Source organism: Actinomadura sp. 3N508, from assembly GCF_044326375.1.
Lineage (GTDB): Bacteria > Actinomycetota > Actinomycetes > Streptosporangiales > Streptosporangiaceae > Spirillospora.
Genome location: NZ_JBIRAX010000007.1, coordinates 254079 through 275234 on the forward strand (window position 1 = coordinate 254079; position 21156 = coordinate 275234).

The following is a 21156-nucleotide window of genomic DNA, read 5'->3' on the forward strand; positions in this document are numbered from 1 at the left end:
GTGCCCTGCCGGATGGCAGGGCAGAGCCCAGCATGCGTCGGGGCTCTCTCGGTCGGGTCTCGGTGGACTCTTGGCGTCGCCCGGCACCGGCCCTACGGTGACGACCATGCGTTTCGGGGTGCTCGGGCCGCTCGCGGTGTGGACGTCGGACGGACGTCCGGTCAAGGTGCCGGGCCTCAAGACCCGTGCGCTGCTGGTCGACCTGCTCGCGCACGAGGGCCGTCCGGTGCCCGCGGCGCGCCTGATCGCCGACCTGTGGGGCGAGGAGCCTTCCGACAACGCCGCCGCCGTCCTGCAGACCAAGGTCTGGCAGCTGCGCCGCGCCCTGGAGGAGGCCGAGCCCGGCGGCCGGGACATGGTGGTGTTCCAGGGGAACGGCTACCTGCTGCGCACCGGCGAGGGCGCCGTCGATCTCGGCCGTTTCGCCGAGCTGACGGCGCTGGCCCGCAGGACCGACGACCCGCGCAGGAAGGCGTCCCTGCTGGCGGACGCGCTCGCGCTGTGGCGCGGGCAGGCGTTCGCCGGTTTCGAGGACGAGGAGTTCGTCCGGGCGACGATCGCGCGCCTGGACGAGGAGCGGCTGGACGCCGAGGAGGAGCACGCCGAGGCCCGGTTAGAGCTCGGCGAGCACGCGGCGGTGGCGGGCGAGCTGAGCGAGCTGGTCGAACGGCACCCGCTGCGCGAGCGGCTGCGCGGGCTGCAGATGCGCGCCCTCTACCGGGCCGGCCGGACCGGCGAGGCCCTGGCCCAGTACGACGATCTACGGGCCCGGCTGGCCGAGGAGCTGGGGCTCGATCCCGGTCCCGAACTGGCCGCGCTGCGGCAGGCCGTCCTGACCCAGGACCCGGCGCTGGACGCCGAGCCCGCGCCGCCGCGCCCGCAGACGAACCTGCCCGTCCCGGTCACCGAGCTGGTCGGCAGGGACGAGGCGGTCGCGACGGTGAAGGCGCTGCTGCCCGCGGCGCGCCTGGTGACCCTGACCGGTCCGGGCGGTGTGGGCAAGACCCGGCTCGCGCTGGAGACCGCGGCGCGCCTGGTGGACACCTACCCGGACGGCACCTGGCTGGCCGAGCTGGCGGCGCTGGGCAACGACGGCGTCGCCGGCGCGGAAGCCTCGGTCGCCGAGACGGTCATGACGGTGCTCGGCATCCGGGAGGAGAGCGGACCGGCGTCCATCGGGGCCCTCGGCCCCACCGCCCCGGTGAACGAGCGGCTCGCCGAGGCGGTGCGCGACAAGCGGCTGCTGCTGGTGCTCGACAGCTGCGAGCATGTGATCGACGCGGTGGCCGACCTGGTGTCGGTGCTGCTGCGGCGCGCCCCCGAACTGCGCGTCCTGGCCACCAGCCAGGAGTCGCTGGGCATCTCCGGCGAGGCGATCTGGCCGGTCGCGCCGCTGGAGGTCCCCGAGCCCGCGGCCGAGTCCGACCCGGCGGCCGTCGAACGCTCCAGTGCCGCGCGGCTGTTCGTGGCGCGGGCCGCCGCCGCGTCGCCGGGGTTCCGGCTGGACGCCGGCAACGCCCGCGACATCGCCGTGATCTGCCGGCGGCTGGACGGCATCCCGCTGGCGCTGGAGCTGGCGGCCACCCGGGTCCGGGCGCTCGGCGTGCCCGGCCTGATCGCCCGGCTGGACGACCGGTTCCAGCTGCTGGCCAGCGGATACCGCGGTGCCCCGCCCCGCCAGCAGACGCTGCGCGCGATGATCGACTGGAGCTGGGAGCTGCTGACCGAGCCCGAGCGCGCGGTGCTGCGCCGGCTCGCCGTGCACGCCGAGGGCTGCACGCTGGGCGCGGCGGAGATCGTCTGCGCCGGTGACGGCGTCCGTGCCGAGGACGTGCTCGGCCTGCTCGCCCGGCTGGTCGACCGCTCGCTGGTCGTCATGGCCGACCACGCCGACGGTCCCCGGTACCGGCTGCTGGAGTCCGTCGCGGACTACAGCCTCGCGCGCCTGCAGGAGGCCGGCGAGAGCGAACGCGTGCGCCTCAGGCACTGCCGGTACCACATCGAGCTGCTGGAACGCGCCGCGTCGCACCTGTCGAGCAGTGACCAGCGCGAGTGGCTGGAGCGGCTGGACGCCGAGGCCGCGAACGTCCGGCGGGCGCTGGAGAACGCGCTCCACCACGGCATGGGCTCGCTCGCGCTGCGGTTGTCCAACGCGGCGGCCTGGTACTGGTTCCTGCGCGGCCGGTTGCGGGAGGCCGAGAGGTCGTTCCAGTCGGCCCTGGCGATCGAGGACGGGACCCCGCCGGAGGACGCCGCGGCGGCAGCCTCGGTACGGGCCCAGGCCGAGGCGTGGCAGGCGGGCTTCGCCGTCCTGGTCGGCGACACCGTCGACCAGGCGGTGTGGAGCCGGGTCACCGCGAACCTGCCCGGGGACACCGCGAACCCGCCCGAGGACGTCGAGAGCCGCCGCGCGCAGGTCCGGGCGCTGTGGTTCCTCGGTTTCGCGCTGTTCGGCGTCGGTGACCAGGCCGCCAGCGAGGAACTGATCGGGCGGGCCCTGGAGGGCTTCCACGAGCTGGACGACCAGTGGGGTGTCGCCGCGGCCCTGAGCGTCCGCGCCAACCAGGCCCACGTGCGGGGGGATCTGGTCACGCTGGAGCGCGACGGCCACTGGAGCGCGGAGATCTTCGGCGAGCTCGGCGACCTGTGGGGACGGCTGCAGACCATCGAGCCGCTGGCCTCGCTCGCCCAGATGAACGGCGACTACGACCGGGCGGACCGGCTGTTCCAGGAGGGGCTGCGCATCGCCGAGGAACTCGGCATGTGGTCGCAGGTCTCCGACATCCTGTGCGGGCTGGGCAGCCTGGCGATGCTGGCCGGTGACCATGCCAGGGCCCGCGAGTTCCACCAGGACTCCCTGCGGGTGGCGGCGGAGCACAGTTTCAAGCCGGGCGAGATCCACGCCGAGGTCGGGCTCGGCCTCGGCGCCCGGCGGGAGGGGCGGCTCGACGTCGCCGAGACCCATCTGCTCCACGTCCTGGAGTGGCTCACCCAGCTGAACTTCGAACCCGGCCGCGCGCTGGTGCTGGCCGAACTCGGGTTCATCGCCGAACTGCGCGGCGACGCGGTGACGTCCCTGCAACTGCACCTGGAGGGCTGGGCCGCCGCGCGCAACACCGGGGACGCGCGGGCCATGGCGCTGGCGCTGGAGGGCCTGGCGGGGGCGCACGCCCTCGCGGGCCGTCACGCCCACGCCGCGCTGCTGCTGGGTGCGGCGGCCGCGGCCAGGGACTCGGTGCGCATGCCGCTTCCCCCCGCCGAACGCGGCGACGTGGACCGCATCACCGGTGCCGTCCGCGAGCACCTGGACGAGGACGCCTACCGCACCGCCTTCGAGCGCGGCCGCACGATGCGGTTCGACGAGGCGCTGCTGGAGACCTCGATCCGCTGATCGGAGCGTGCCCATCGCGCGGTCTCGGGGGCTCTCACCGCCCCGAGATCGTTCCGTGAGTGGCCAGTGAGCGGCCGTCCTTAGGCTCGAAAGACCCGAAAGCGCCGCCCAATCCGGCCTGCGACCCTGACGGAGTACTGATGAGTGCCCAGCATCCTCCCTATCTCATGGATCCTTCAGGCCGTGACATCCACGGCGAGGGCGCCCGGCTCCGCGCGCGGGGTCCGGCAACGCGTGTGGAGCTCCCCGGCGGGGTGGTCGTGTGGGCCATCACCGGCTACGAGCTGACCAAGCAGCTGCTGACCGATCCCCGAGTGTCCCGCGACACCTACCGGCACTGGCCCGCGTGGGAGAACGGCGAGGGCGAGCTGGCGCGCAGCTGGCCGCTGGCGATCTGGGTCGCCGACCGCAACATGATCACCGCCTACGGCGACGAGCACGCCCGCCTGCGCAAGCTGGTGGCCAAGGCGTTCACCGCGCGCCGGACGGCGGCGCTGCGGCCGCGCATCGAGGCGATCACCACCGAGCTGCTGGACAAGCTGGCCGCCGAGCCGCGCGGCCTGCCGGTGGACCTGCGCCAGGAGTTCGCCTACCCGCTGCCGACCCAGGTGATCTCCGAGCTGCTGGGGATCCCCGACACGATGCGGGGCGCGCTGCTGGGGATGGTGCACGCCATCTTCCAGACGGCGGCGTCCGCCGAAGACGCGCGGGAGAACGAGCGCCGGATCTACGACCTGCTCGCCGAGCTCGTCGCGGTCAAGCGGGAGTCGCCGGGCGACGACCTGGTCAGCGACCTGATCGCGGTCCGCGAGGGGGACGCGCGGCTCAGCGAGCGGGAGCTGGTCGACACCGTCCTGCTGATGTTCACCGCCGGGCACGAGACGACCGTGAACCTCATCGACCACGCGGTCTTCGCGCTGCTCACCCACCCCGACCAGTTCGACCTGATGCGCGCCGGCACGGCCGCCTGGGAGGACGTGATCGAGGAGGTCCTGCGGCTGGAGGCACCGCTGGCGAACCTGCCGATGCGCTACGCGGTCGAGGACATCGAGGCCGGCGACGTCACCATCGCCAAGGGCGACGCGATGATCATCGGCTTCGGTGCCGCCGGCCGCGACCCCGAACGGCACGGCGACACCGCCGACGGCTTCGACGTCACCCGTCCCACCCGGCGCGAGCACCTCGCGTTCGGGCACGGCGTGCACCACTGCCTCGGCGCGCCGCTCGCCCGGCTCGAGGCGGCGATCGCGCTGCCCGCGCTGTTCGCCCGCTTCCCCCGGCTGAGCCTCGGACGTCCGGCCGGGGAGATCCTCCCGCTGGAGTCGTTCATCTCCAACGGCCACCGCACCCTTCCGGTCGTGCTCGGGCCGGACCCCGCCGGCGCCTGAACCGCCATCGCCGGAAAGTGCCCCGGCGCCGGCCGCCCCACCGCGCGGCGCCGGGCACGCCCCTGATCGCCCCTGAGATTGGAGACCAATTGAACACCGTCGCTGAACCGGTGCTGGCGGACGCGGCCCTGTGCGAGATGCTCTGCGAGTTCGGGCTCGATGTCGAGTACGTCCGCGCGGAGGGCAACACGCTGTACCGGCGCGCCGAGGACGGACGGGAGGTCGCCGTCACCGACTTCGCGTGCGGCTTCGGCTCCCTGATCTTCGGCCACAACAACCCCGAGATCCTGGCGCGGGCCAAGGAGATCCTCGACGCCCGGGTCCCGGTGCACACGCAGCTGGCGCGGCACTCGCACACCAACGACCTCGCGGTCGCCCTCAACAAGATCATCCGCCGGGAGTTCGGGACCGACGAGGACTACCACGCGCTCTTCGGCAACACCGGGGCCGAGGCCGTGGAGATCGTCATCAAGCACGCCGAGTTCAGCCGGCGGCAGCGGATCTCCGAGTCGCTGCACGGCATCGAGGCGGGCATCGACAGTGCCCGTTCCGCCGTGCGCGACCGCGGGGCGGTCATCGCGGCGGACGCCTACGACCTGGCCAGGGTGAGCGCGGGCGACCGTGTCCCGGGGCCCGCCGGCTACGAGGCCCTCGTCGCGGCGGTCCGGCGGCACAACGAGGAGCGCGCGGGCCGGCCGCCGCTGTTCCTCACGTTGGAGGGGGCCTTCCACGGCAAGCTGGTCAGCAGCATCCAGCTCACCCACAACGAGATGTTCCGCACCCCCTTCAAGGCGTTGTCGGCGCAGGCCCGGTTCGTCCCCGCCGACCGGCCCGACGTCCTGGCGAAGGTCGTCGAGGACGAGCGGGACAGCCTCCTGCAGATCGTCGTCGCCGGCCGCGAGATCCAGATCGTGGAGCGCGACTTCCCCGTCTTCGGCGCCTTCTTCGTCGAGCCGATCCGCGGCGAGGCGGGCATCAGGCCCCTCACCGCGGAGTTCGCCCGGGAGATCGAGAAGGTCTGCGACGCGCTCGGCTGCCCGCTCGTCTGCGACGAGATCCAGAGCGGCATGGGCCGTTCCGGTGCCTTCTTCGCCGCCTCGCACATCGGCCTGCGCGGCGACTACATCGTCCTCGCCAAGAGCCTGGGCGGCGGGATCGCCAAGACGGGCATCGTGCTGGTGCGCAAGAGCCGCTACCGCCACGAGGTGGAGCTCATCCACAGCTCCACCTTCGGCAAGGACGCCTTCTCCTCGCTCATCGCCCGCAAGGTGATCGAGATGCTGGAGGCCGGCGGCGGCCGGGCCTACCGGCTCGCCGAGGAGCGGGGCGCGCGGCTGCGGGCGGCGCTGGAGGCGGTCCGCGCCGACTTCCCCGACGTGGTCAAGGACGTGCGGGGCCGGGGCCTGATGCTGGGCCTTGAGTTCCACGACCAGTCCGACAGCGCGTCCGCCGTCATCAGGGCACAGAGCCTGAACGGCGTCATCGGCTTCGGCATCGCCGGCTACCTGCTGAACGAACACGGCATCCGGACCTTCAGCACGGCGAGCGCCATGTACACCCTGCGGTTCGAGCCGTCCGTCCACGTGACCGACGACGAGATCGCGGCGCTGGAGGCGGCGCTGCGGGGCACGTGCGAGGTACTGCGCCGCCAGGACGAGCGGGGATTCGCCGCCGCCTGACGCAACCCTCCGGCGGTGACGCACCGGCGGGGGATCCACCAGCCATCTCATGGAGGGGGCCATGGCCACCTACGCAAACAAGAAGGCCGTCGTCATCGGCGGGACCCACGGCATGGGGCTCGCGATGGCGAAGGCGATGCTCGCCGAAGGCGCCGAAGTACTGGTCACCGGACGGGACGAGAAGAGGGTCGAGGCGGCACGCGGCGAGCTCGGCGGGCTGCGGGCGCACGCGGTCCGGTCCGACGTGACGAGCATGTCCGACATCCAGGAGCTGGGCGGGCTGGTCCAGGACAGGCTGGGCGAGATCGACGCGCTGTTCGTCAACCACGGCTACGCCAAGCTGGAGCCGTTCGCCGAGGTCACCGAGGCCACCTACGACCGGCACTTCGACGTCAACGCCAAGGGCGCCTTCTTCACGGTGCAGCGGCTGCTGCCGTCGCTGCGCGCCGGCGGCGCGATCGTCTTCACCAGCTCGGTCGCCGACACCGGCGGCGTGCCCGGCATGAGCGTGTACGCGGGCACCAAGTCGGCGCTGTGGTCGTTCGCCCAGGTCCTCGCCGCCGAGCTGCTGCCCCGCGGGATCCGCGTCAACGCGGTCAGCCCGGGGTTCATCGACACGCCCACCATGGGCATCGACGCCCCGGCCGAGTGGAAGGCGGCCTTCGCCGAGACGGGCAACGCGATCACGCCCATGCGGCGGCACGGGACCGCGGAGGAGGTCGCGCGGGCGGCGCTCTTCCTGGCCTTCGACGCCACGTTCACCACGGCCGTCAAGCTTCCGGTCGACGGCGGGCTCGGGCAGCGCCTCAGCGCCCCCGCGGAATAGGAGGACGACATGGAGACGGCAGCGGCCGAGAGCGGGCTCGCCGAACCGCACCTCGCGCACGTCCTGGCCTCGGTGGGGCTCAACGTCGAGTACGTCCGGGCCGAAGGGACCACGCTCCACCGCCTCGACGGGGACGGAAGGGAGGTGCCCGTACTGGACCTGGTGGGCGGCTTCGGATCACTGATCCTCGGACACAACCACCCCGAGATCGTGGCGTACGCCCGGGACCTGCTCGCGGCGCGGATTCCCGTGCACGCGCAGTTCTCCGACAGCCCCCACGCCGGCCGGCTGGCCGCGGCGCTGAACGCCGTCCTGCGGCGCGAGCTCGGCGACGACGAACCCTACTTCGCCATCTTCGCCAGCACCGGGGCCGAGGCGATCGAGGCGGCGATCAAGCACGCCGAGTTCGATCGTCATCTCACCCTCGCGGCGCTCGCCGGGGAGATCGCCGACCATGCCGGGCAGGTCCGCGCCGCCGTGGGCGCCGGCGACGCGATCGTCCCGGACGACGCCTTCGACCTCGCGGCCCCGATCGCCCGGCCGGACGGCGTCACCGACCGGCGGGAGCGGCTGGAGCGGCTCGTGGCGCAGCTCGACGACTGGAACTCCAGGCAGCTGGCCAGGGCACCCCTGTTCCTGGTGGCCGAGAAGGCCTTCCACGGGAAGCTCGTCGGCAGTGTCCAGCTCACCCACAACGAGGCGTTCCGCGTGCCGTTCGAGGCGCTCGCCGCGCAGGCCCGGTTCCTGCCGCTCGACCGGCCGGAGGCGATCCAGGAGGCCGTCGACGCCGAACGGGGCGTCCTGTTCGACCTGACGATCGCGAACGGTCTCGTCACGGTCGTCGAACGCGACTTCCCGATCTTCTGCGCCTTCGTCCTCGAGCCGATCCAGGGCGAGGGCGGGATCAACGTGGTGCCGCCGGAGTTCGGCAAGGAGGCGCGGCGCGTCTGTGACTCCATCGGCTGCCCGCTCATCGTCGACGAGATCCAGAGCGGGATGGGCCGGACGGGCGCCTTCCTCGCGAGCACCCGCGTCGGGCTGCGCGGCGACTACTACACGCTCGCCAAGAGCCTCGGCGGAGGCATCGCCAAGACCTCGGTCGCCCTGGTGCGCGCGTCCCGCTACCGCAAGGAGTTCGAGCTCGTGCACAGCTCGACCTTCGCCAAGGACGCGTTCTCCAGCCTCGTCGCGCTCAAGGTGCTGGAGCTGCTGGAGGCCGGCGGCGGCGCCGCCTACCGCGTCATCGAGGAGCGGGGACGCAGGCTGTCGGCGATGCTCGGCACGGTCCGCGAGGCGTTCCCCGACGTGGTCAAGGACGTCCGCGGCATGGGCCTCATGCTGGGCGTGGAGTTCCACGACCGGCCGGACTCGACGTCGCCGATCATCCAGGACCTGGTCCGCAACGGCTTCCTCGGCTACGCCGTCGCCGGCCACGTCCTGCGGGAGCACCGCATCCGCACGTTCCCGACCGGCAGCGCGGCCAACACCCTCCGGCTCGAACCGTCGCTCCAGCTGAGCGACGAGGAGATCACCCGGCTGGAGTCGGCGCTCAGGGACGTCTGCGCCGTACTGCGTGACGAGGACGGGCCGCGCCTCATGGGCGCCGCCTAGCCTCGTCCTTCACAAGAACCAGGCCGCCGAGGCCACCGGGAAGTGCTGGCCCGGTGAGCTCGGCGGCCTGGCGCGTCCCTAGGCGGAGATCTGGCAGAGCTCGCCCGCCATCAGGCAGATGGTGGTCGCGTGGTCCTTCCCGCCCGACCACTCGGGCCGCCGCTTGAGCAGTTCCCGCCTGGCCCCGACGATGACGAGCAGCGGCACCGAGCCCATCTCGCTGGGCAGCGTCTCGATGAGACGCAGCAGGCTCTCGTCGGCGCGGTGCAGGTCACGCAGGACAACCACCACCGGATGGCGGCGCGCGGCGGTCCGCAGGAACTTCCGCCAGGAGTCGAAGATCTCCTCCACGTCGATCTCGTGCAGCGGGTACTGCTCCGGGGCGACGAACACGCTGAGCCGCGCCAGGAGCCGGAGCGCGACATCCTCGGAATCGACCAGCCCGCGGATCGTCGCGGCGAGCTTGTAGAGCGCCACCTCGCTCGGCTCGTGCGGGAGTATCCCGCAGTAGGAGGCGAGGATCCCCGCCAGCGAGCTCAGCGGGTTGTTCCTGGTCGCCGGTTCGACGGTGGTGAACAGCACCCGCGTCGACCCCGGCGACTGCTCGATGATGAACTGCCGGAGCCGCTCCAGGATCCAGTGGTTGGTGATGTCGTGCTCGCCGAGCAGCGTGACGAAGTGCGGGGTGGAACGCTGCCGGGTACGTTCCAGCAGGCCGCGCAGCACGTTCAGCTCGATGTCGAAGTTCGTGGCGGGCGAGGGGGCCGCGTCGTGGATCTCGGCGGCGGCCCACGGATCCTGCCGGACCTGCCAGCCGGAGGCCGCCCCGCCGACCACCTGGTAGGCGATGCGCGACCTGGTCAGCCGGTGGGTGGTGGCACAGACCCGCAGGTCACCCGGCGGAATCCGGGACAGCAGGTCATGGCATTCGTCCATGAGGGAGCCGGTCACCAGGGACGGGACGGACAGGTCGTCGGGTGCGTACCACAGGACGGCCTCGCCGGACGCCACCGCAACCCGGACGGCCGGTTCGGCGGACGCGGCCGGAGCGGCCGGCGTCCAGGCGCCCGCGGCGCCGAGAAGCGAACGGATCGCCGTCGCCGTGTGGACGGTCAGTTCCGCGTTGACCTCCCGATCGGGCGACCTGTTGAACAACCCCAGCGAGATGGAGCCGATCGCGCTGACGACGGTCCCGCCGAAGCTCTCGATCTTCTCCCACACGTGGGGGGAGATCTCCTCGGCCGCCCGGTCCCGCGCCTCGTGGGCGACGGCGCCCGACTCGGCGCTCACCAGGAGCACGCTGATGTGCTGCCGCTTGGACACCAGCCCGCCGCGTCCGCGCCGCAGCCCCGCGAGTTCCTCGCCGGCGGTCGCGACGGGATCCGTGGCCGGGGCCGCGGCGGAAGCCAGCGCGAGCGGCGAAACGCTCCACTGCTCCACGATCGCCGGCCTGACCGCGGCGGGCGTCGCCTCAAGAGGGATCGCCCCGGCCGGTGCCTCCGGGCGGGTCACGATCTCGACCTGCGGATTCACCGAGGGGGCTTCGAGCTTGCGGTCGTGGGTGAGAATCCGCTGCTGGAGCTGCTGCAGTTCCGGGCCGGGTTCGAGACCGAGTTCCTCGACGAGGGCGGACCGGACCCGGTTGTAGACCCCCAGCGCGTCGGCCTGGCGCCCGCACCGGTAGAGGGCGACCATGAGCTGCGCCGCCGCACGTTCGCGCAGCGGCTCGGACTCTACGAACACCTCTAATTCGCGAAGTACGGGATGGTGCTCGCCGCATTCCAACTCGGCCTGAAAGTAGTCTTCTTTCGCGTCGAGTCGCGCCTTTTGCAGGGAGGCCAGTTCCGGCCAGGTGATTCCACTCTCGACCACGTCGGCGAGTACGGGACCGCGCCAGAGCGCGAGCGCCTCACGAAGTGTGGAAGCGGCCTCTTTCGGCGCGCCGGCCGCCAACCGGCTCTGACCTTCGGCCATCAGCCGCCGGAAAATGTGAAGATCTATCTCTTCTGGGTCGACCCGCATGGTGTACCCGGGCGGCTGGGTGATCAACTCCACGCCCCCGGTGGTACAATTATCGAACGACAGGGCAGCGCGTAGCCCCCATATCGCGTTCTGTAGTATCTTGCGCGCCGTCCTGGGCGGCTCTTTGGAGCCCCACAGCGCGTCCAGCAGCAAGCTGGTGGGAACTACCTGGTTGGCCTGCAGAAGCAAGTAGCCGAGAGTCGCCCTTTGGCGAGCACCTCGGACTGAGAGTGATTTACCGTCGGACAGGACTTCCAGTGGACCGAGCATGCGAAAGAGCATGATTCCCCCGTGCTGGATAGCCGAAAACCGTTACTCTCTGATAATGTCTCGTCACTGATCAAATTCAGTGGGCCCCTTTTGCCCGACTATATCAATCTATTATCTTGGCATGTCAACTTCATTGACATGCACGCAGCGCCTCTGTCGAGAATCTCAGAGTGGTCGCCGCCGGGCCGCACCCGTCCGCCCACGACGCCCCCAGCGCTCCTTCCAGGCCGCACTCGACGCCCATGCGCGAACCGGGGTTCTGATCCGAACTGACGCTACGACGTGCAAAAACGCCACCGGCCAAGCGACCCCTCGGCGACGGCCGCCCGGTGCCGTTTCCGTAGCCGACGCGGAACTGACATCCGTGCCATTTTCGCAGCTCGCCACTCGGACCTGCACTCATCGCACCCGGCGCCCCCTCACCCCGCCCGAAGGCACCCGGACCACCGATGGCTAAGCCCATGCACGCGATTCATGAATCCCTATGCCGAACATGCATTCACCTGATGACAGTTCGCCGGTTTCACTTGGTCACCGAATGACCCAACGAGGTGACCGATGACCGGCTCAGGCGCTCCCGTCTCCGACCTCGACCTGTTCGACGACCGGGTGCTCATCGACCCTTATCCGTTCTTCCGGACGACCCGGGACGTGGAGATCGACGGCGTGGTGGTCCCGGAAGGGGGCGCAGGTCGCCATCCTGTTCGGGGCCGGGAACCGGGTTCCGCGCCACTATGCGGAGCCGGCGGAGTTCCTGGTCGAGCGGAACCCGATCGATCACCTGTCGTTCGGCCACGGCCCGCACGGGTGCGCCGGTCAGGGGCTGGCGCGCCTTGAGGCCCACGCGGTCATCGAGGCTCTGGCGCGCCGCGTCGAGCGGCTCGTCGTCGGACCCGAGGTGCGGGTGCCGAGCAACATCACCCGGAGCATCGACGAGCTCCCCGTCCTGGAAGTGGTCCCCGTATGAAGATCGTCCTCGACCGTCCGCGCTGCGAGAGGCACGACCTGTGCGAGGAGGCGGCGGCGGCCCGCTCGGCATGGAGATCGCGTCGGCCTGCCTGGCGGCGGGCTGCGCGGTCACGCTCGTCTCCGAGGGGCGCCCGCTGATCGCGCATCTCGGGCGGTATCTGGCCGGCGTCCTGGTCAAGGCCGCTTTGGAGCGCGGGCTTGCCATCGTGGAGACCGGTGCCGCACGGCTCGAACGGAACGCGGGGTGCGCTCGGGTCGTGCTGAACGGCGGTGGTGTGATCGAGGCCGAGGTGGTGGTGTCCGCGGTCGGCGATGTGCCCAACACGGGAGTCGCGGGCTCCCGCGTCCTGACATCGCGGCGGCCGGGGACGTGGCGGCGTTCCCGACGCCGTACGGGCCGCGGCACAGCCCGCTGTGGAGCAGCGCGATCGAGCAGGCGAAGGTGGCCGCGGCCGCTCTCGTGCGCGGGGACGAGGCACCTCCCGCTCCGGTTCGAGCCGTATTTCTGGACCGAGCAGTTCGGCCTCGGCCTCAAGGCGGTCGGCCGCCTCCCGGTGGACGGAGCGCCGGCGTTCGTGGAGGGAGGGCCCGGCGGTCCGGCCCTGATGCGCTTCTCCCACGACGACGGCTCCGGTGTGGCGGTGGCGCTGAACCACCGGGGCCCGATCCCCCGGCTACGCCGCGTGGGCCGAGCCGCCACGTAGAGTTCGTCGCGATGGGTGACGAGTCCACGGGCGGGACGAGTTCAGGGTTGGACCGGCTGGCGTCGGTCAACCTCAACCTGCTGGTGCCGCTCCTCGCGGTGCTGGAGGAGCGCTCGGTGACCAGGGCGGCCGAGCGGGTCGGGCTCACCCAGTCCGCGATGAGCCATGCGCTGGCGCGCATGAGACGTCTGTTCCGCGACGACCTCCTCGTCCGGGAGGGGAACGCCGTCACGCTGACCCCGCGCGCGATCGAGCTCATCCCGCCGTTGCGGGCGACGCTCCAGCAGGCGGCGGGCGTGGTCGACTTCCCCACCTTCGATCCCGCGACCGACCGCCGCGTCATCACGGTCGCGATGACCTCCAGCACGGCCTTCGTGCTGGGCGGGCGGCTCGGGCGGCTGGTGGCGGAGCGGGCCCCGAACGCGACGCTCCGGCTGCGCACGATCACGGTGCCGACCGAGTCCACGTTCACCGAGCACGGCGTCGACGTCGTCCTGATCTCCGAGGGGTTCGCGTCGGTGCACCCGCGCGAGCGCCTGTACGACGACCGCATCGTGGTGGTGGCCTCGGCGGACACGCCGCCGGAGGCGAGCGCGCTCGACCTGCTGACCACGCAGCCCCATGTCGTCGTGGACACCGAGCGGCGCGTCTTCCCGTACTCGGTGCTCGACGAGAAGGGGGTCGGCTACCGCGTCGGCCGGCTGATCTCCGACTTCCTGCTCGTCCCGTACCTGGTCGGCCGGGCGGGCGGCGTCGCGCTGCTGCGCTACCGGGTCGCCGCCGAGATGCGGACGCTGCTCGACCTGCGGATCGAGGAGTTCCCGTTCGCTCTTCCCGGGCTGGGCATCGACATGGTCTGGAACCCGCATCTCGGCGATCATCACCTCATGGCGTGGCTGCGCCAGCTGCTGTTCGACGCGGCGCGGCCCTGACCAGCCAGGGCGGGACGAGCGCGGGTCAGTGGCGGCCGATCGTGCCGAACCAGTTCTCGGTGAGGACGTCCAGCATCTCGTCGCGGTCGATGCCCCGGCTCCCCCGGGTCCAGGTGCGCGCGACGTGGTCGAGCGCCGGGACGCACGACGTCAGGGTCCATCCGTCGGCGGCGCGCACGCCCTGTGGGAGCTCACCGGCCGCCGCGCGGAGGTCGTGATCCACGAGGCCGACGCGCCGCTGCTGCGCTCGCGCCGCGCCCACGTGCAGGACTACCTGGACGTCCGGCAGAAGTATCTGCGCGACCCCGAGGGCGAGGCGAAGCAGACGGCGGCGGCGGAGGCGGTCATCTCCGGCGAGATGGAGCCGACCACGCTGCTCAAGGGCGGCGAGACCCTCTCCCTCGGCGGGGACGTCACCGTGTTCGTCGGCGACGCGGTCCAGGTCCACGGCGCGGCAACGGATTCCCCGGGTACGAGGACCCGGCCGCCTACCGCGACACCTGTGTGACGAGATCCGCCCGGAGCACCTGTACCTCGGGCACCCGTACCGCCGCGCGGAAGGGGCCGCCTACGGCGTCGAACTCGACCGGCTACCTCAAGGCGTCGCATCGCGAACTCGACGAGCGCACCACCGAGGGCGACCCGTATCACCCGCACACCCGCGCCGTCCCCGTCGAACCCGGGAAGATCGAGGAGTACGTTCTGCGGCTCTAGCCGTTCGCGGCGACGTTCCGGCCCGGCCACCGCCTGGTCGTGGAGCTGTCGAACAACGAGCCGCTCGCCGACGCGCACAACGCGCTGCTGCCGGACGCCTTCCACCTCCCGGTGGGCCGCCCCGTCACCCACAAGATCTACCGCGACGCGGCCCACCCGTCCCGCCTCGTCCTGCCGTTCACGACACGACCTGCGACGAGAACGTCGGCACCGGGGGCTAGGGTGCGTCTTCATGACGACCTTCCACACCTGCCTTCCTGAGACGACCCGAGCGTGAGCCGCTACCGGGGGCCGGCCACCCTGATCAGCAGTGACGGAGACGAGGTCGAGGTCTACGTCGATCTGCGCGCCAAGCAGCGGGAGTGGTCCGGGACCGCGACCATCGGCGACTTCGACGCCACCGGTCTCCACGACCGTACGCTGAGGCTTCCGGACGGCCGTGAAGGACAGGTCCAGCTCGGCGGCTCGGCAGCATGGTCCGACGTCATCTCGCTGGTCGGAAGTGGTCCGCCGCCCTTCTGAGCGGCCCGCTCCGCTGGTGAGCCATCGAACTCGGCTGGGTCAGGGCGCGTCGGCCAGGACGCGGGCTGCGAGGTCCTTGTCGAGATCGACGCGGACCAGGGCGTCGGCGAGCCTCGCCAGGCGGTCGGCGGGGACGAGGGGCGCCAGCGCGGCCGGGTCGGTGGGCAGGTCCAAGCGGGCGGCGCCCGCGAGGACTCGTTCGTCCAGGGCGGGGCGCAGGAACGGCCACACTGCTTGCGCGTCGCGGCAGAACGCGGCGGCCGGCGGGCGGGGTCGACACCGTCCTGTTGTGCGGCGCGTCCACCAGCGGCTGCGTGCGTGCGACCGCCGTGGACCTGATTCAGAGCGACCTGGCGGCCCGCGTCGTCGCGGACGCCTGCGCCGACCGCGACGCCGTCCAGGCGGAGGCCGCGCTCACCGACCTGCGCGCCAAGTACTGCGACGTGATCTCCGAGCGCGCCGCCCGCGCCCTGCTGGCCGCCGTCGAGCAGGGCGTTTCGTGACCGCGGTCACGTCGGCTGACCTAGCGCTATGACGGTCCGGATATAGCACCCTCCGTAACCGGCATTGGGCATCGCCCGCTCCGGTGTGCTCAAGATATGGACACCCAAGGACCACGTTTCCGGAGGTCAGCTCATGAGCGTCTCACGTATGGTGATCACCGGCGGGCATGTCATCACGATGGATCCGGGCCTCGGCGACCTGCCGGGCGGCGCGGTCCTGATCGAGGACGACAGGATCACGGCGGTCGCGCGGGACGCGGCGGAGTTCCAGACCGTCGACGCCGAGATCGTCGACGCGTCCGGCGGGATCGTGCTCCCCGGCATGATCGACAGCCACCGGCACACCTGGATGGCGCTGATGCGGGCCGTCTCCGCCGACGAGTCGCTGCCGGAGTTCCTCGCCGGCACCTTCTACGGCACCGGCTCCTTCCTGGAGGCCGCCGACCTCGGCGCGGCGTCCACGGTCGGCGCGCTGGAGGCGCTGGACGCCGGCGTCACGACGATCATGGACTGCAACGACTGCGTCAACACGCCCGAGCACGCCGACGCCAACGTCGACGCGCTGCAGGCCGCCGGGATCCGCGCCGTCTACAACTACGGGATGCAGGCCTACGAGTTCCCGCGCGCGTTCGCCTCGCACGGCGACCGGCTCAAGGACGCCGCCCGGCTGCGCCGCGAGCGGCTGTCCGCCGACGACGCGCTGGTCACGATGGGGATGCTGCTCACCGACTTCGGCATCCTGCCGTTCGGCGAGATCGCGGCGGAGATCCGGCTGGCCCGCGAGCTGGGCGTGCTGCGCGCCTCGCACACCGCGGCGGCGACGACGTCCATCCTGCTGAAGGGGCTGCGCGAGCTCGCCGACCACGGCCTGCTGATCCCCGGGCACGTGCACATCCACTGCCCGGCGCTGGACGAGCAGGAATGGCGGCTGATGGCCCGGCACGACCAGCGGGTCACCATCGCGCCCGAGACCGAGATGCAGATGGGCATGGGGATCCCGCCCTTCCGCGCCGCGATGGACCACGGCCTGCGCCCCGGCGTGTCCACCGACATCGTGTGCGTCGGCTCGGGCGACCTGTTCTCGCAGATGCGCCTCGGCCTCCAGACGCAGCGCATGCTCGACAACGCGAAGGTCCACGCCACCGGCACCATGCCGTGGACGATCGACCTCACCACCCGCGACGCGCTCGAATGGGCGACCGTCAACGGCGCGCACACCCTCGGGCTCCAGGACCGCATCGGGTCGCTGACCCCCGGCAAGAAGGCCGACGTGATCGTCGTCAAGCCGCGGATGGACCTGGTGCGGCCGAGCCACATGGCGGGCACGGTCGTCCTGCAGTCCACGGCCGCCGACGTCGACACGGTCCTGGTGGACGGCGCCTTCCGCAAGCGCAACGGGACGCTCGTCGGACAGGACCTGGCGGCCGTCCGCGCGCGGGCGAACGCGGCGCTCGACCGGATCAACGAGGGCCACGCGAAGCTGCCCGAGCGCGGCGCCGGCGAGATCGCCGGGTGGTTCGGCGCCGCCGAGCGCATGGCCAGCCGCAACTTCAGCGACGCCTACGCCGACGGCCTCCCGGCCTGACCACCGTCCACCTCACCCGCCGACCGGAAGGAACGCGAACCGTGCCACCGACCAGGACCGCGGAAGTGATCGGAGCGGGTCTCGCCGGGCTCACCGCCGCCACCGCGCTGGCCCAGCGCGGCTGGTCGGTCCGGCTGCACGAGCGCGAGCCGGAGATCCGCGCGATCGGCGCCGGTATCTACGTCTGGGGCAACGGCCTCGCCACCCTGGAGGCGCTCGGCCTGTACGAGGAGGCCGCGGCCGGCGCCCATGTCGGCGCCGCGCTCGAAACCCGCGACCACCGAAACCGCACCGTCGAGGAGCTGCCGATCAACGGGCCCGGGCAGCCGCGGGTCCTCACCATCATGCGGGACCACCTGATCGGCACCCTCATCGGCGGGGCGCGCAAGGCCGGCGTGGAGATCCGCACCGGCTCCGAGGCCGTCGAGGCGACCCCGGACGGCCGCGTCCTGCTGCGGTCCGGCGAGACGGCCCGCGCCGACGCCGTCCTCGCCGCCGACGGGGTCAACTCCCGCATCCGCCGCCAGTACGACATCGTGGCCTCCCGCGCCGCCATCAAGCAGGGCGCGACCCGGCTGACCGTCCCCCGCTCCGCGGAGTTCGTGCCGGCGGCCGACCAGGGCAACTACATCGAGTACTTCAGCGGGCGCCGCCGCGTCCTCTACACCCCCGGCAGCGAGACCAGCCTCTACGTCGCCCTCGTCGCCGACGAGGACGACCGCCCCGCCAGCCGGATCCCGGTCGACACCGCGTCCTGGATCCGGTCCTTCCCCCACCTGGAGGCGCTGCTCGGCGCCTGCGCCGACGCCGGCGGACGCTGGGACACCTTCCAGTTCCTCACGCTCACCCGCTGGTCGATGGGCAGGCTCGCGTTCCTCGGCGACGCGGCGCACGCCCAGCCGCCCTACCTCGGCCAGGGCGGCGGCTGCGCGATGATGAGCGCCCTCGGCCTGGCCGACGCTCTCAGCGACCCGTCCGCGCCCGTCGACCAGCTGCTGCGCGACTGGGAGTACACCGAGCGCCCGACCATCGAGCACACCCAGCGCTGGTCCCACCGCCTCGGCCACCTGAACAACCTGCCCGACGCCGCACGCTCGTCCCTGCTCAGGGGGAGCCGTCTCCTGCCGCGCCTCGGCGCGTCCCGCATGCGCGCGGCCCTGACCATTCCGACCGGCGTGGGACGCTTCGCCGGGGCGCCCCGCTGAAAGGAAGACATGACCGACCTCAAGACCGTCCACGTCGCGGGCCACCCGATCACCTACCAGGATCAGGGCCCGCCGGACGCGCCGGTCGTCGTCCTGCTGAGCGGCTGGTGCCACGACCACCGGCTGTTCGACCGGCTCGTCCCCCACCTCGCCGAAGACCTGCGCGTCCTGTGCGTGGACTGGCGCGGCCACGGCGAGGACCGCTCACCCGTGGACGAGTTCGGTTACGCCGAACAGGCCGCCGACACCCTCGCCGTCCTCGACGCACTGCACGTGGACCGGTTCCTGCCCGTCTCGCACTCGCACGGCGGCTGGGCCAACCTGGAGATCGCCGAACGGACCGGCACGGCTCGCGTGCCCCGCCTGGTCGTCGTCGACTGGCTGATGACGCCGCCGTCGCCCGGCTTCGCCGCCGGGCTCGCCGCCATCCAGGATCCCGGCCGCTGGATCGAAGCCCGCCAGGGCCTGTACGACGTGTGGCTCAACGGCCATCAGCACGAACGCGTCCAACGCCACCTCGACGAGGAGATGTCCGGCTTCGACTTCGAGATGTGGGCCCGCTCCTGCCGCGTGATCGCCGGCGCCTACGCCGAGTTCGGCTCCCCCCTCCAGCGGATGGCCGGGCTGAGCGAGCACCGCCCGGTCAAGCACCTGTTCTCCCAGCCGGCCACTCGCTCCTACGAACAGGCGCACATCGACTTCCAGAGCGAACACCCGTGGTTCGAGTACCGCACGTTGAACGGCCCGACCCACTTCCCCACCCTCGACTCCCCCGGCAAGGTCGCCGCCGAAATCCGCACCTACATCGACGCCCCCTAGGACGAACCGCTCGCTCCGCTCATTCGTCGCCAGTCCGGGGGCGGGTGCGGCGGCGGTGGCTGGTGTCGCAGAACGGGTAGGCGTGGCTGCGGCGGCAGGTGCAGAGGGCTACCTGGAAGCGGTTCGACGTCACCGTCGTGCCGTCGTCCAGGACGATCTCGACCGGGCCTTCGACCAGCACAGGACCGCCCGGGACGATCCGCACCCGCCGCGGCTCCCGGCTTCCCGGGCCGGGGTCAGGCCGCCCGGCGTCCGCGTCCATGGTCCCGCCTCGCCTCCGTCCGGTCGGCGCGCACCACGACCAGGTCCTCGTGCCCCTGTCCTGGACGCAGCAGACCGCGCGCCGTCAGTGTCTCGGCCCGGCCGTGCATCACCGGGCCGAACGGCTCCCGGTGCCGCGCGATCACCTGTGCCCGCATCCCGGCCCGGCGCAGCGTGACCAGCGTGGTCGCCACTCCGCTCAGGGCCGAATGGACCACGAGAAGCGTCCCCGACGGGGTCAGGTGGCGCGGGGCCGCGCTGCAGATCCGGTCCAGGACGGCCCGGCCGGTCGGGCCGGCCTCCCAGGCGCGTGCCCGGCCCCGGGCCGCCGACGGGTCGGCGTCGCCGGGAACGTACGGGGGGTTGGCGACGATCACGTCGAACACCTCGTCCGCCACCGGCGCGAACAGGTCGCCGCGCAGCACGCGTATCGGGACGCCGCGCAGCAGCGCGTTGAGCCGCGCCGTCAGCACGGCCCGCGCGGACACGTCCACCGCGACGACCTCGCAGCCGGCGCGCGCCGCGGTCACCGCGACCGCGCCGGACCCGGTGCCGAGTTCCAGCACCCGCGCACCCGCTGGGACGCCCACCTGGCGCAACGCCCCCGCCAGCAGGCGCGTGTCGGTCTGGGGCCGGTACACCCCGGGCGGGCACAGGAGCATCACCGGCCCACCGTCCCCGCGTCGAGCCGGCGGCGCAGCGACGTGCGGCCCGAACGCCAGCAGTCCATGAGGTGGCGGCCGAACCGGTCCTCCAGCAGGGTCGTGGCACGCAGCCCGAACACCACGTCGGATGCCAGCCCCGGCTCGCCGGCGAGGAGCCCGCCGACCACGTCGTGGCGGAGCACCTGCTCGTGGACGGCGTCCGCCTCGATGTGCTCGGTGTAGAACAGGCGGGCCCGCGGGCCGCCGTCCAGGCGTTCCATGGCCCGCGCCATCCGCCGGGCGGACGGCGCCGTGGTGATCTCCGCGGCCGCGAAATGCCCGACGAGCGCGCCCCGCAGCGATCGGCGGAGGCCGAACAGCGACATCATCGTGACCGTCGCCAGCGTCACCGCCGGCGCGGCGTCCACGTAGGCGCCGTAGGACGAGTCCAGGCCCAGGTCGTCGAGGAGGTCGGCGTAAAGGCCCTGATGGATCATCTCCGGGCGTCCGCCGCCGAATTCGTCGTTCTCCACCGCCACCAGCGCGGTCTTGGCACGGCCGTGCAGCCGCGGGACGACGAACGCGTGCGGGTCGGCCTCCTTCAGGTGGTACACCGAGCGGTGCGCCGCGTGCTCCAGCAACTGCCACCGTTCCCCGTGGTCCCGGAGGTGGTGGGTGACGCCGCGGCCGTCGACCGGTTCGACCAGCAGTTCCTCCAGCGCTCCGTCCACGTCTTCGCCCGGCGCGGTGTCGCGGCGCAGGGCGTCCAGGAAGACCGCTTCCATCGCGCCGCGCAGCCGCAACAGGCCCGGGTCCCATTCCCAGTCGGGGTCTACTCCGGCGAAACCTCGGTAGTGCAGCTCGAAACACGTGTGCAGGGCCAGTTGCAGATCCTCCCCGTAGGGGTCGGCGGACGGGATGGCGCGCATCGCGTCGGCGAACAGCGGTGTCTCCGCCGGTGGGCCCGCCGCCAGCGCCTCCACCACTGCCCGCGACACCGGCCCGCGCGCGGTGGGCAGCGTGGGCGTCGTCTCCCGCGCGGGCTTCGCGGACCGCTCGGCCAGAGCGTGTCCAACGGTCATGTCTCCTCCGTGATTTCGGGGGCGTCCGA

At 72.2% G+C, this 21156-nt stretch carries 22 protein-coding genes; 16 read left to right on the forward strand and 6 right to left on the reverse strand.

Going from position 1 to position 21156, the window contains the following annotated elements; genetic code table 11:
- Window positions 1-106 precede the first annotated feature (106 nt).
- From ACH34S_RS25545 to ACH34S_RS25565, 5 genes are all read left to right on the forward strand, one after another.
- On the forward strand, window positions 107-3391 hold the full coding sequence (locus ACH34S_RS25545) for a BTAD domain-containing putative transcriptional regulator (RefSeq protein WP_395955316.1): 3285 nt from the start codon (window positions 107-109) through the stop codon (window positions 3389-3391).
- Between the two features lie 140 nt (window positions 3392-3531).
- Window positions 3532-4779: a cytochrome P450 gene (locus ACH34S_RS25550; RefSeq protein WP_395955317.1), complete on the forward strand. Its 1248-nt coding sequence runs from the start codon at window positions 3532-3534 to the stop codon at window positions 4777-4779.
- 89 nt (window positions 4780-4868) lie between these two features.
- A complete protein-coding gene (locus tag ACH34S_RS25555; protein WP_395955318.1) occupies window positions 4869-6458 on the forward strand; it encodes an aspartate aminotransferase family protein in 1590 nt (529 codons plus the stop codon).
- Window positions 6459-6519: 61 nt separating this feature from the next.
- Window positions 6520-7284, forward strand: coding sequence for an SDR family oxidoreductase (locus ACH34S_RS25560; protein WP_395955319.1), 765 nt, complete (start codon window positions 6520-6522; stop codon window positions 7282-7284).
- A 9-nt stretch (window positions 7285-7293) separates the two neighbouring features.
- Window positions 7294-8895 carry an aspartate aminotransferase family protein gene (locus ACH34S_RS25565; RefSeq protein ID WP_395955320.1) on the forward strand — a complete coding sequence of 534 codons (1602 nt, stop codon included), beginning with the start codon at window positions 7294-7296 and terminating at the stop codon, window positions 8893-8895.
- Window positions 8896-8973: 78 nt separating this feature from the next.
- On the opposite strand, the gene ACH34S_RS25570 is transcribed toward ACH34S_RS25565, so the two are convergent.
- Window positions 8974-10950, reverse strand: a complete 1977-nt coding sequence (locus ACH34S_RS25570) for a BTAD domain-containing putative transcriptional regulator (protein WP_395955321.1) — start codon at window positions 10948-10950, stop codon at window positions 8974-8976.
- Window positions 10951-11887: 937 nt separating this feature from the next.
- On the opposite strand from ACH34S_RS25570, the gene ACH34S_RS25575 reads away from it, so the two are divergent.
- From ACH34S_RS25575 to ACH34S_RS25585, 3 genes are read left to right on the forward strand one after another with little or no spacing between them, the layout of a single operon-like run.
- Window positions 11888-12154 (forward strand): cytochrome P450, encoded by a 267-nt coding sequence (locus ACH34S_RS25575; protein ID WP_395955501.1) that lies wholly within the window; start codon window positions 11888-11890, stop codon window positions 12152-12154.
- Window positions 12155-12194: 40 nt separating this feature from the next.
- On the forward strand, window positions 12195-12860 hold the full coding sequence (locus tag ACH34S_RS25580; RefSeq protein WP_395955322.1) for an FAD-dependent oxidoreductase: 666 nt from the start codon (window positions 12195-12197) through the stop codon (window positions 12858-12860).
- Window positions 12861-12871: 11 nt separating this feature from the next.
- Window positions 12872-13792: a LysR family transcriptional regulator gene (locus ACH34S_RS25585; protein ID WP_395955323.1), complete on the forward strand. Its 921-nt coding sequence runs from the start codon at window positions 12872-12874 to the stop codon at window positions 13790-13792.
- 25 nt (window positions 13793-13817) lie between these two features.
- Here ACH34S_RS25585 and ACH34S_RS25590 read toward each other — a convergent pair whose 3' ends face one another.
- Window positions 13818-14015 carry a hypothetical protein gene (locus ACH34S_RS25590; protein WP_395955324.1) on the reverse strand — a complete coding sequence of 66 codons (198 nt, stop codon included), beginning with the start codon at window positions 14013-14015 and terminating at the stop codon, window positions 13818-13820.
- On the opposite strand from ACH34S_RS25590, the gene ACH34S_RS25595 reads away from it, so the two are divergent.
- Genes ACH34S_RS25595 through ACH34S_RS25610 form a run of 4 tightly spaced genes read left to right on the forward strand, consistent with a single transcriptional unit; the run spans window position 14007 to window position 15028 of the window.
- Window positions 14007-14300: a hypothetical protein gene (locus ACH34S_RS25595; RefSeq protein ID WP_395955325.1), complete on the forward strand. Its 294-nt coding sequence runs from the start codon at window positions 14007-14009 to the stop codon at window positions 14298-14300. The two genes, ACH34S_RS25590 and ACH34S_RS25595, sit on opposite strands and share 9 nt — an antisense overlap.
- Entirely contained in the window at window positions 14297-14506 is a 210-nt protein-coding gene (locus tag ACH34S_RS25600) for a hypothetical protein (RefSeq protein ID WP_395955326.1), read from the forward strand. The genes ACH34S_RS25595 and ACH34S_RS25600 overlap by 4 nt, the downstream gene beginning before the upstream one ends.
- A gap of 39 nt (window positions 14507-14545) precedes the next feature.
- Window positions 14546-14767, forward strand: a complete 222-nt coding sequence (locus ACH34S_RS25605; RefSeq protein ID WP_395955327.1) for a hypothetical protein — start codon at window positions 14546-14548, stop codon at window positions 14765-14767.
- Window positions 14768-14779: 12 nt separating this feature from the next.
- Window positions 14780-15028, forward strand: coding sequence for a hypothetical protein (locus ACH34S_RS25610; protein WP_395955328.1), 249 nt, complete (start codon window positions 14780-14782; stop codon window positions 15026-15028).
- A gap of 39 nt (window positions 15029-15067) precedes the next feature.
- Here ACH34S_RS25610 and ACH34S_RS25615 read toward each other — a convergent pair whose 3' ends face one another.
- Window positions 15068-15259 (reverse strand): hypothetical protein, encoded by a 192-nt coding sequence (locus tag ACH34S_RS25615; RefSeq protein ID WP_395955329.1) that lies wholly within the window; start codon window positions 15257-15259, stop codon window positions 15068-15070.
- On the opposite strand from ACH34S_RS25615, the gene ACH34S_RS25620 reads away from it, so the two are divergent.
- The 4 genes from ACH34S_RS25620 (at window position 15259) to ACH34S_RS25635 (ending at window position 19140) form a co-directional block, all read left to right on the forward strand.
- Window positions 15259-15531 (forward strand): cysteine hydrolase family protein, encoded by a 273-nt coding sequence (locus ACH34S_RS25620; protein ID WP_395955502.1) that lies wholly within the window; start codon window positions 15259-15261, stop codon window positions 15529-15531. The two genes, ACH34S_RS25615 and ACH34S_RS25620, sit on opposite strands and share 1 nt — an antisense overlap.
- A 133-nt stretch (window positions 15532-15664) precedes the next feature.
- Window positions 15665-17116, forward strand: a complete 1452-nt coding sequence (locus tag ACH34S_RS25625) for an amidohydrolase family protein (RefSeq protein ID WP_395955330.1) — start codon at window positions 15665-15667, stop codon at window positions 17114-17116.
- A 41-nt stretch (window positions 17117-17157) separates the two neighbouring features.
- Window positions 17158-18321: an FAD-dependent oxidoreductase gene (locus ACH34S_RS25630; RefSeq protein ID WP_395955331.1), complete on the forward strand. Its 1164-nt coding sequence runs from the start codon at window positions 17158-17160 to the stop codon at window positions 18319-18321.
- A gap of 9 nt (window positions 18322-18330) precedes the next feature.
- Complete coding sequence (locus ACH34S_RS25635) at window positions 18331-19140, forward strand: alpha/beta fold hydrolase (protein ID WP_395955333.1); 810 nt, start codon at window positions 18331-18333, stop codon at window positions 19138-19140.
- A gap of 19 nt (window positions 19141-19159) precedes the next feature.
- Here ACH34S_RS25635 and ACH34S_RS25640 read toward each other — a convergent pair whose 3' ends face one another.
- The 3 genes from ACH34S_RS25640 to ACH34S_RS25650 are packed head-to-tail and all read right to left on the reverse strand — an operon-like array spanning window position 19160 to window position 21127.
- Complete coding sequence (locus tag ACH34S_RS25640) at window positions 19160-19402, reverse strand: CDGSH iron-sulfur domain-containing protein (RefSeq protein ID WP_395955334.1); 243 nt, start codon at window positions 19400-19402, stop codon at window positions 19160-19162.
- On the reverse strand, window positions 19377-20063 hold the full coding sequence (locus ACH34S_RS25645) for a HemK2/MTQ2 family protein methyltransferase (RefSeq protein WP_395955503.1): 687 nt from the start codon (window positions 20061-20063) through the stop codon (window positions 19377-19379). The genes ACH34S_RS25640 and ACH34S_RS25645 overlap by 26 nt, the downstream gene beginning before the upstream one ends.
- On the reverse strand, window positions 20063-21127 hold the full coding sequence (locus tag ACH34S_RS25650; RefSeq protein ID WP_395955335.1) for an iron-containing redox enzyme family protein: 1065 nt from the start codon (window positions 21125-21127) through the stop codon (window positions 20063-20065). Before ACH34S_RS25650 ends, ACH34S_RS25645 begins: the two co-directional genes overlap by 1 nt.
- Window positions 21128-21156 lie beyond the last annotated feature (29 nt).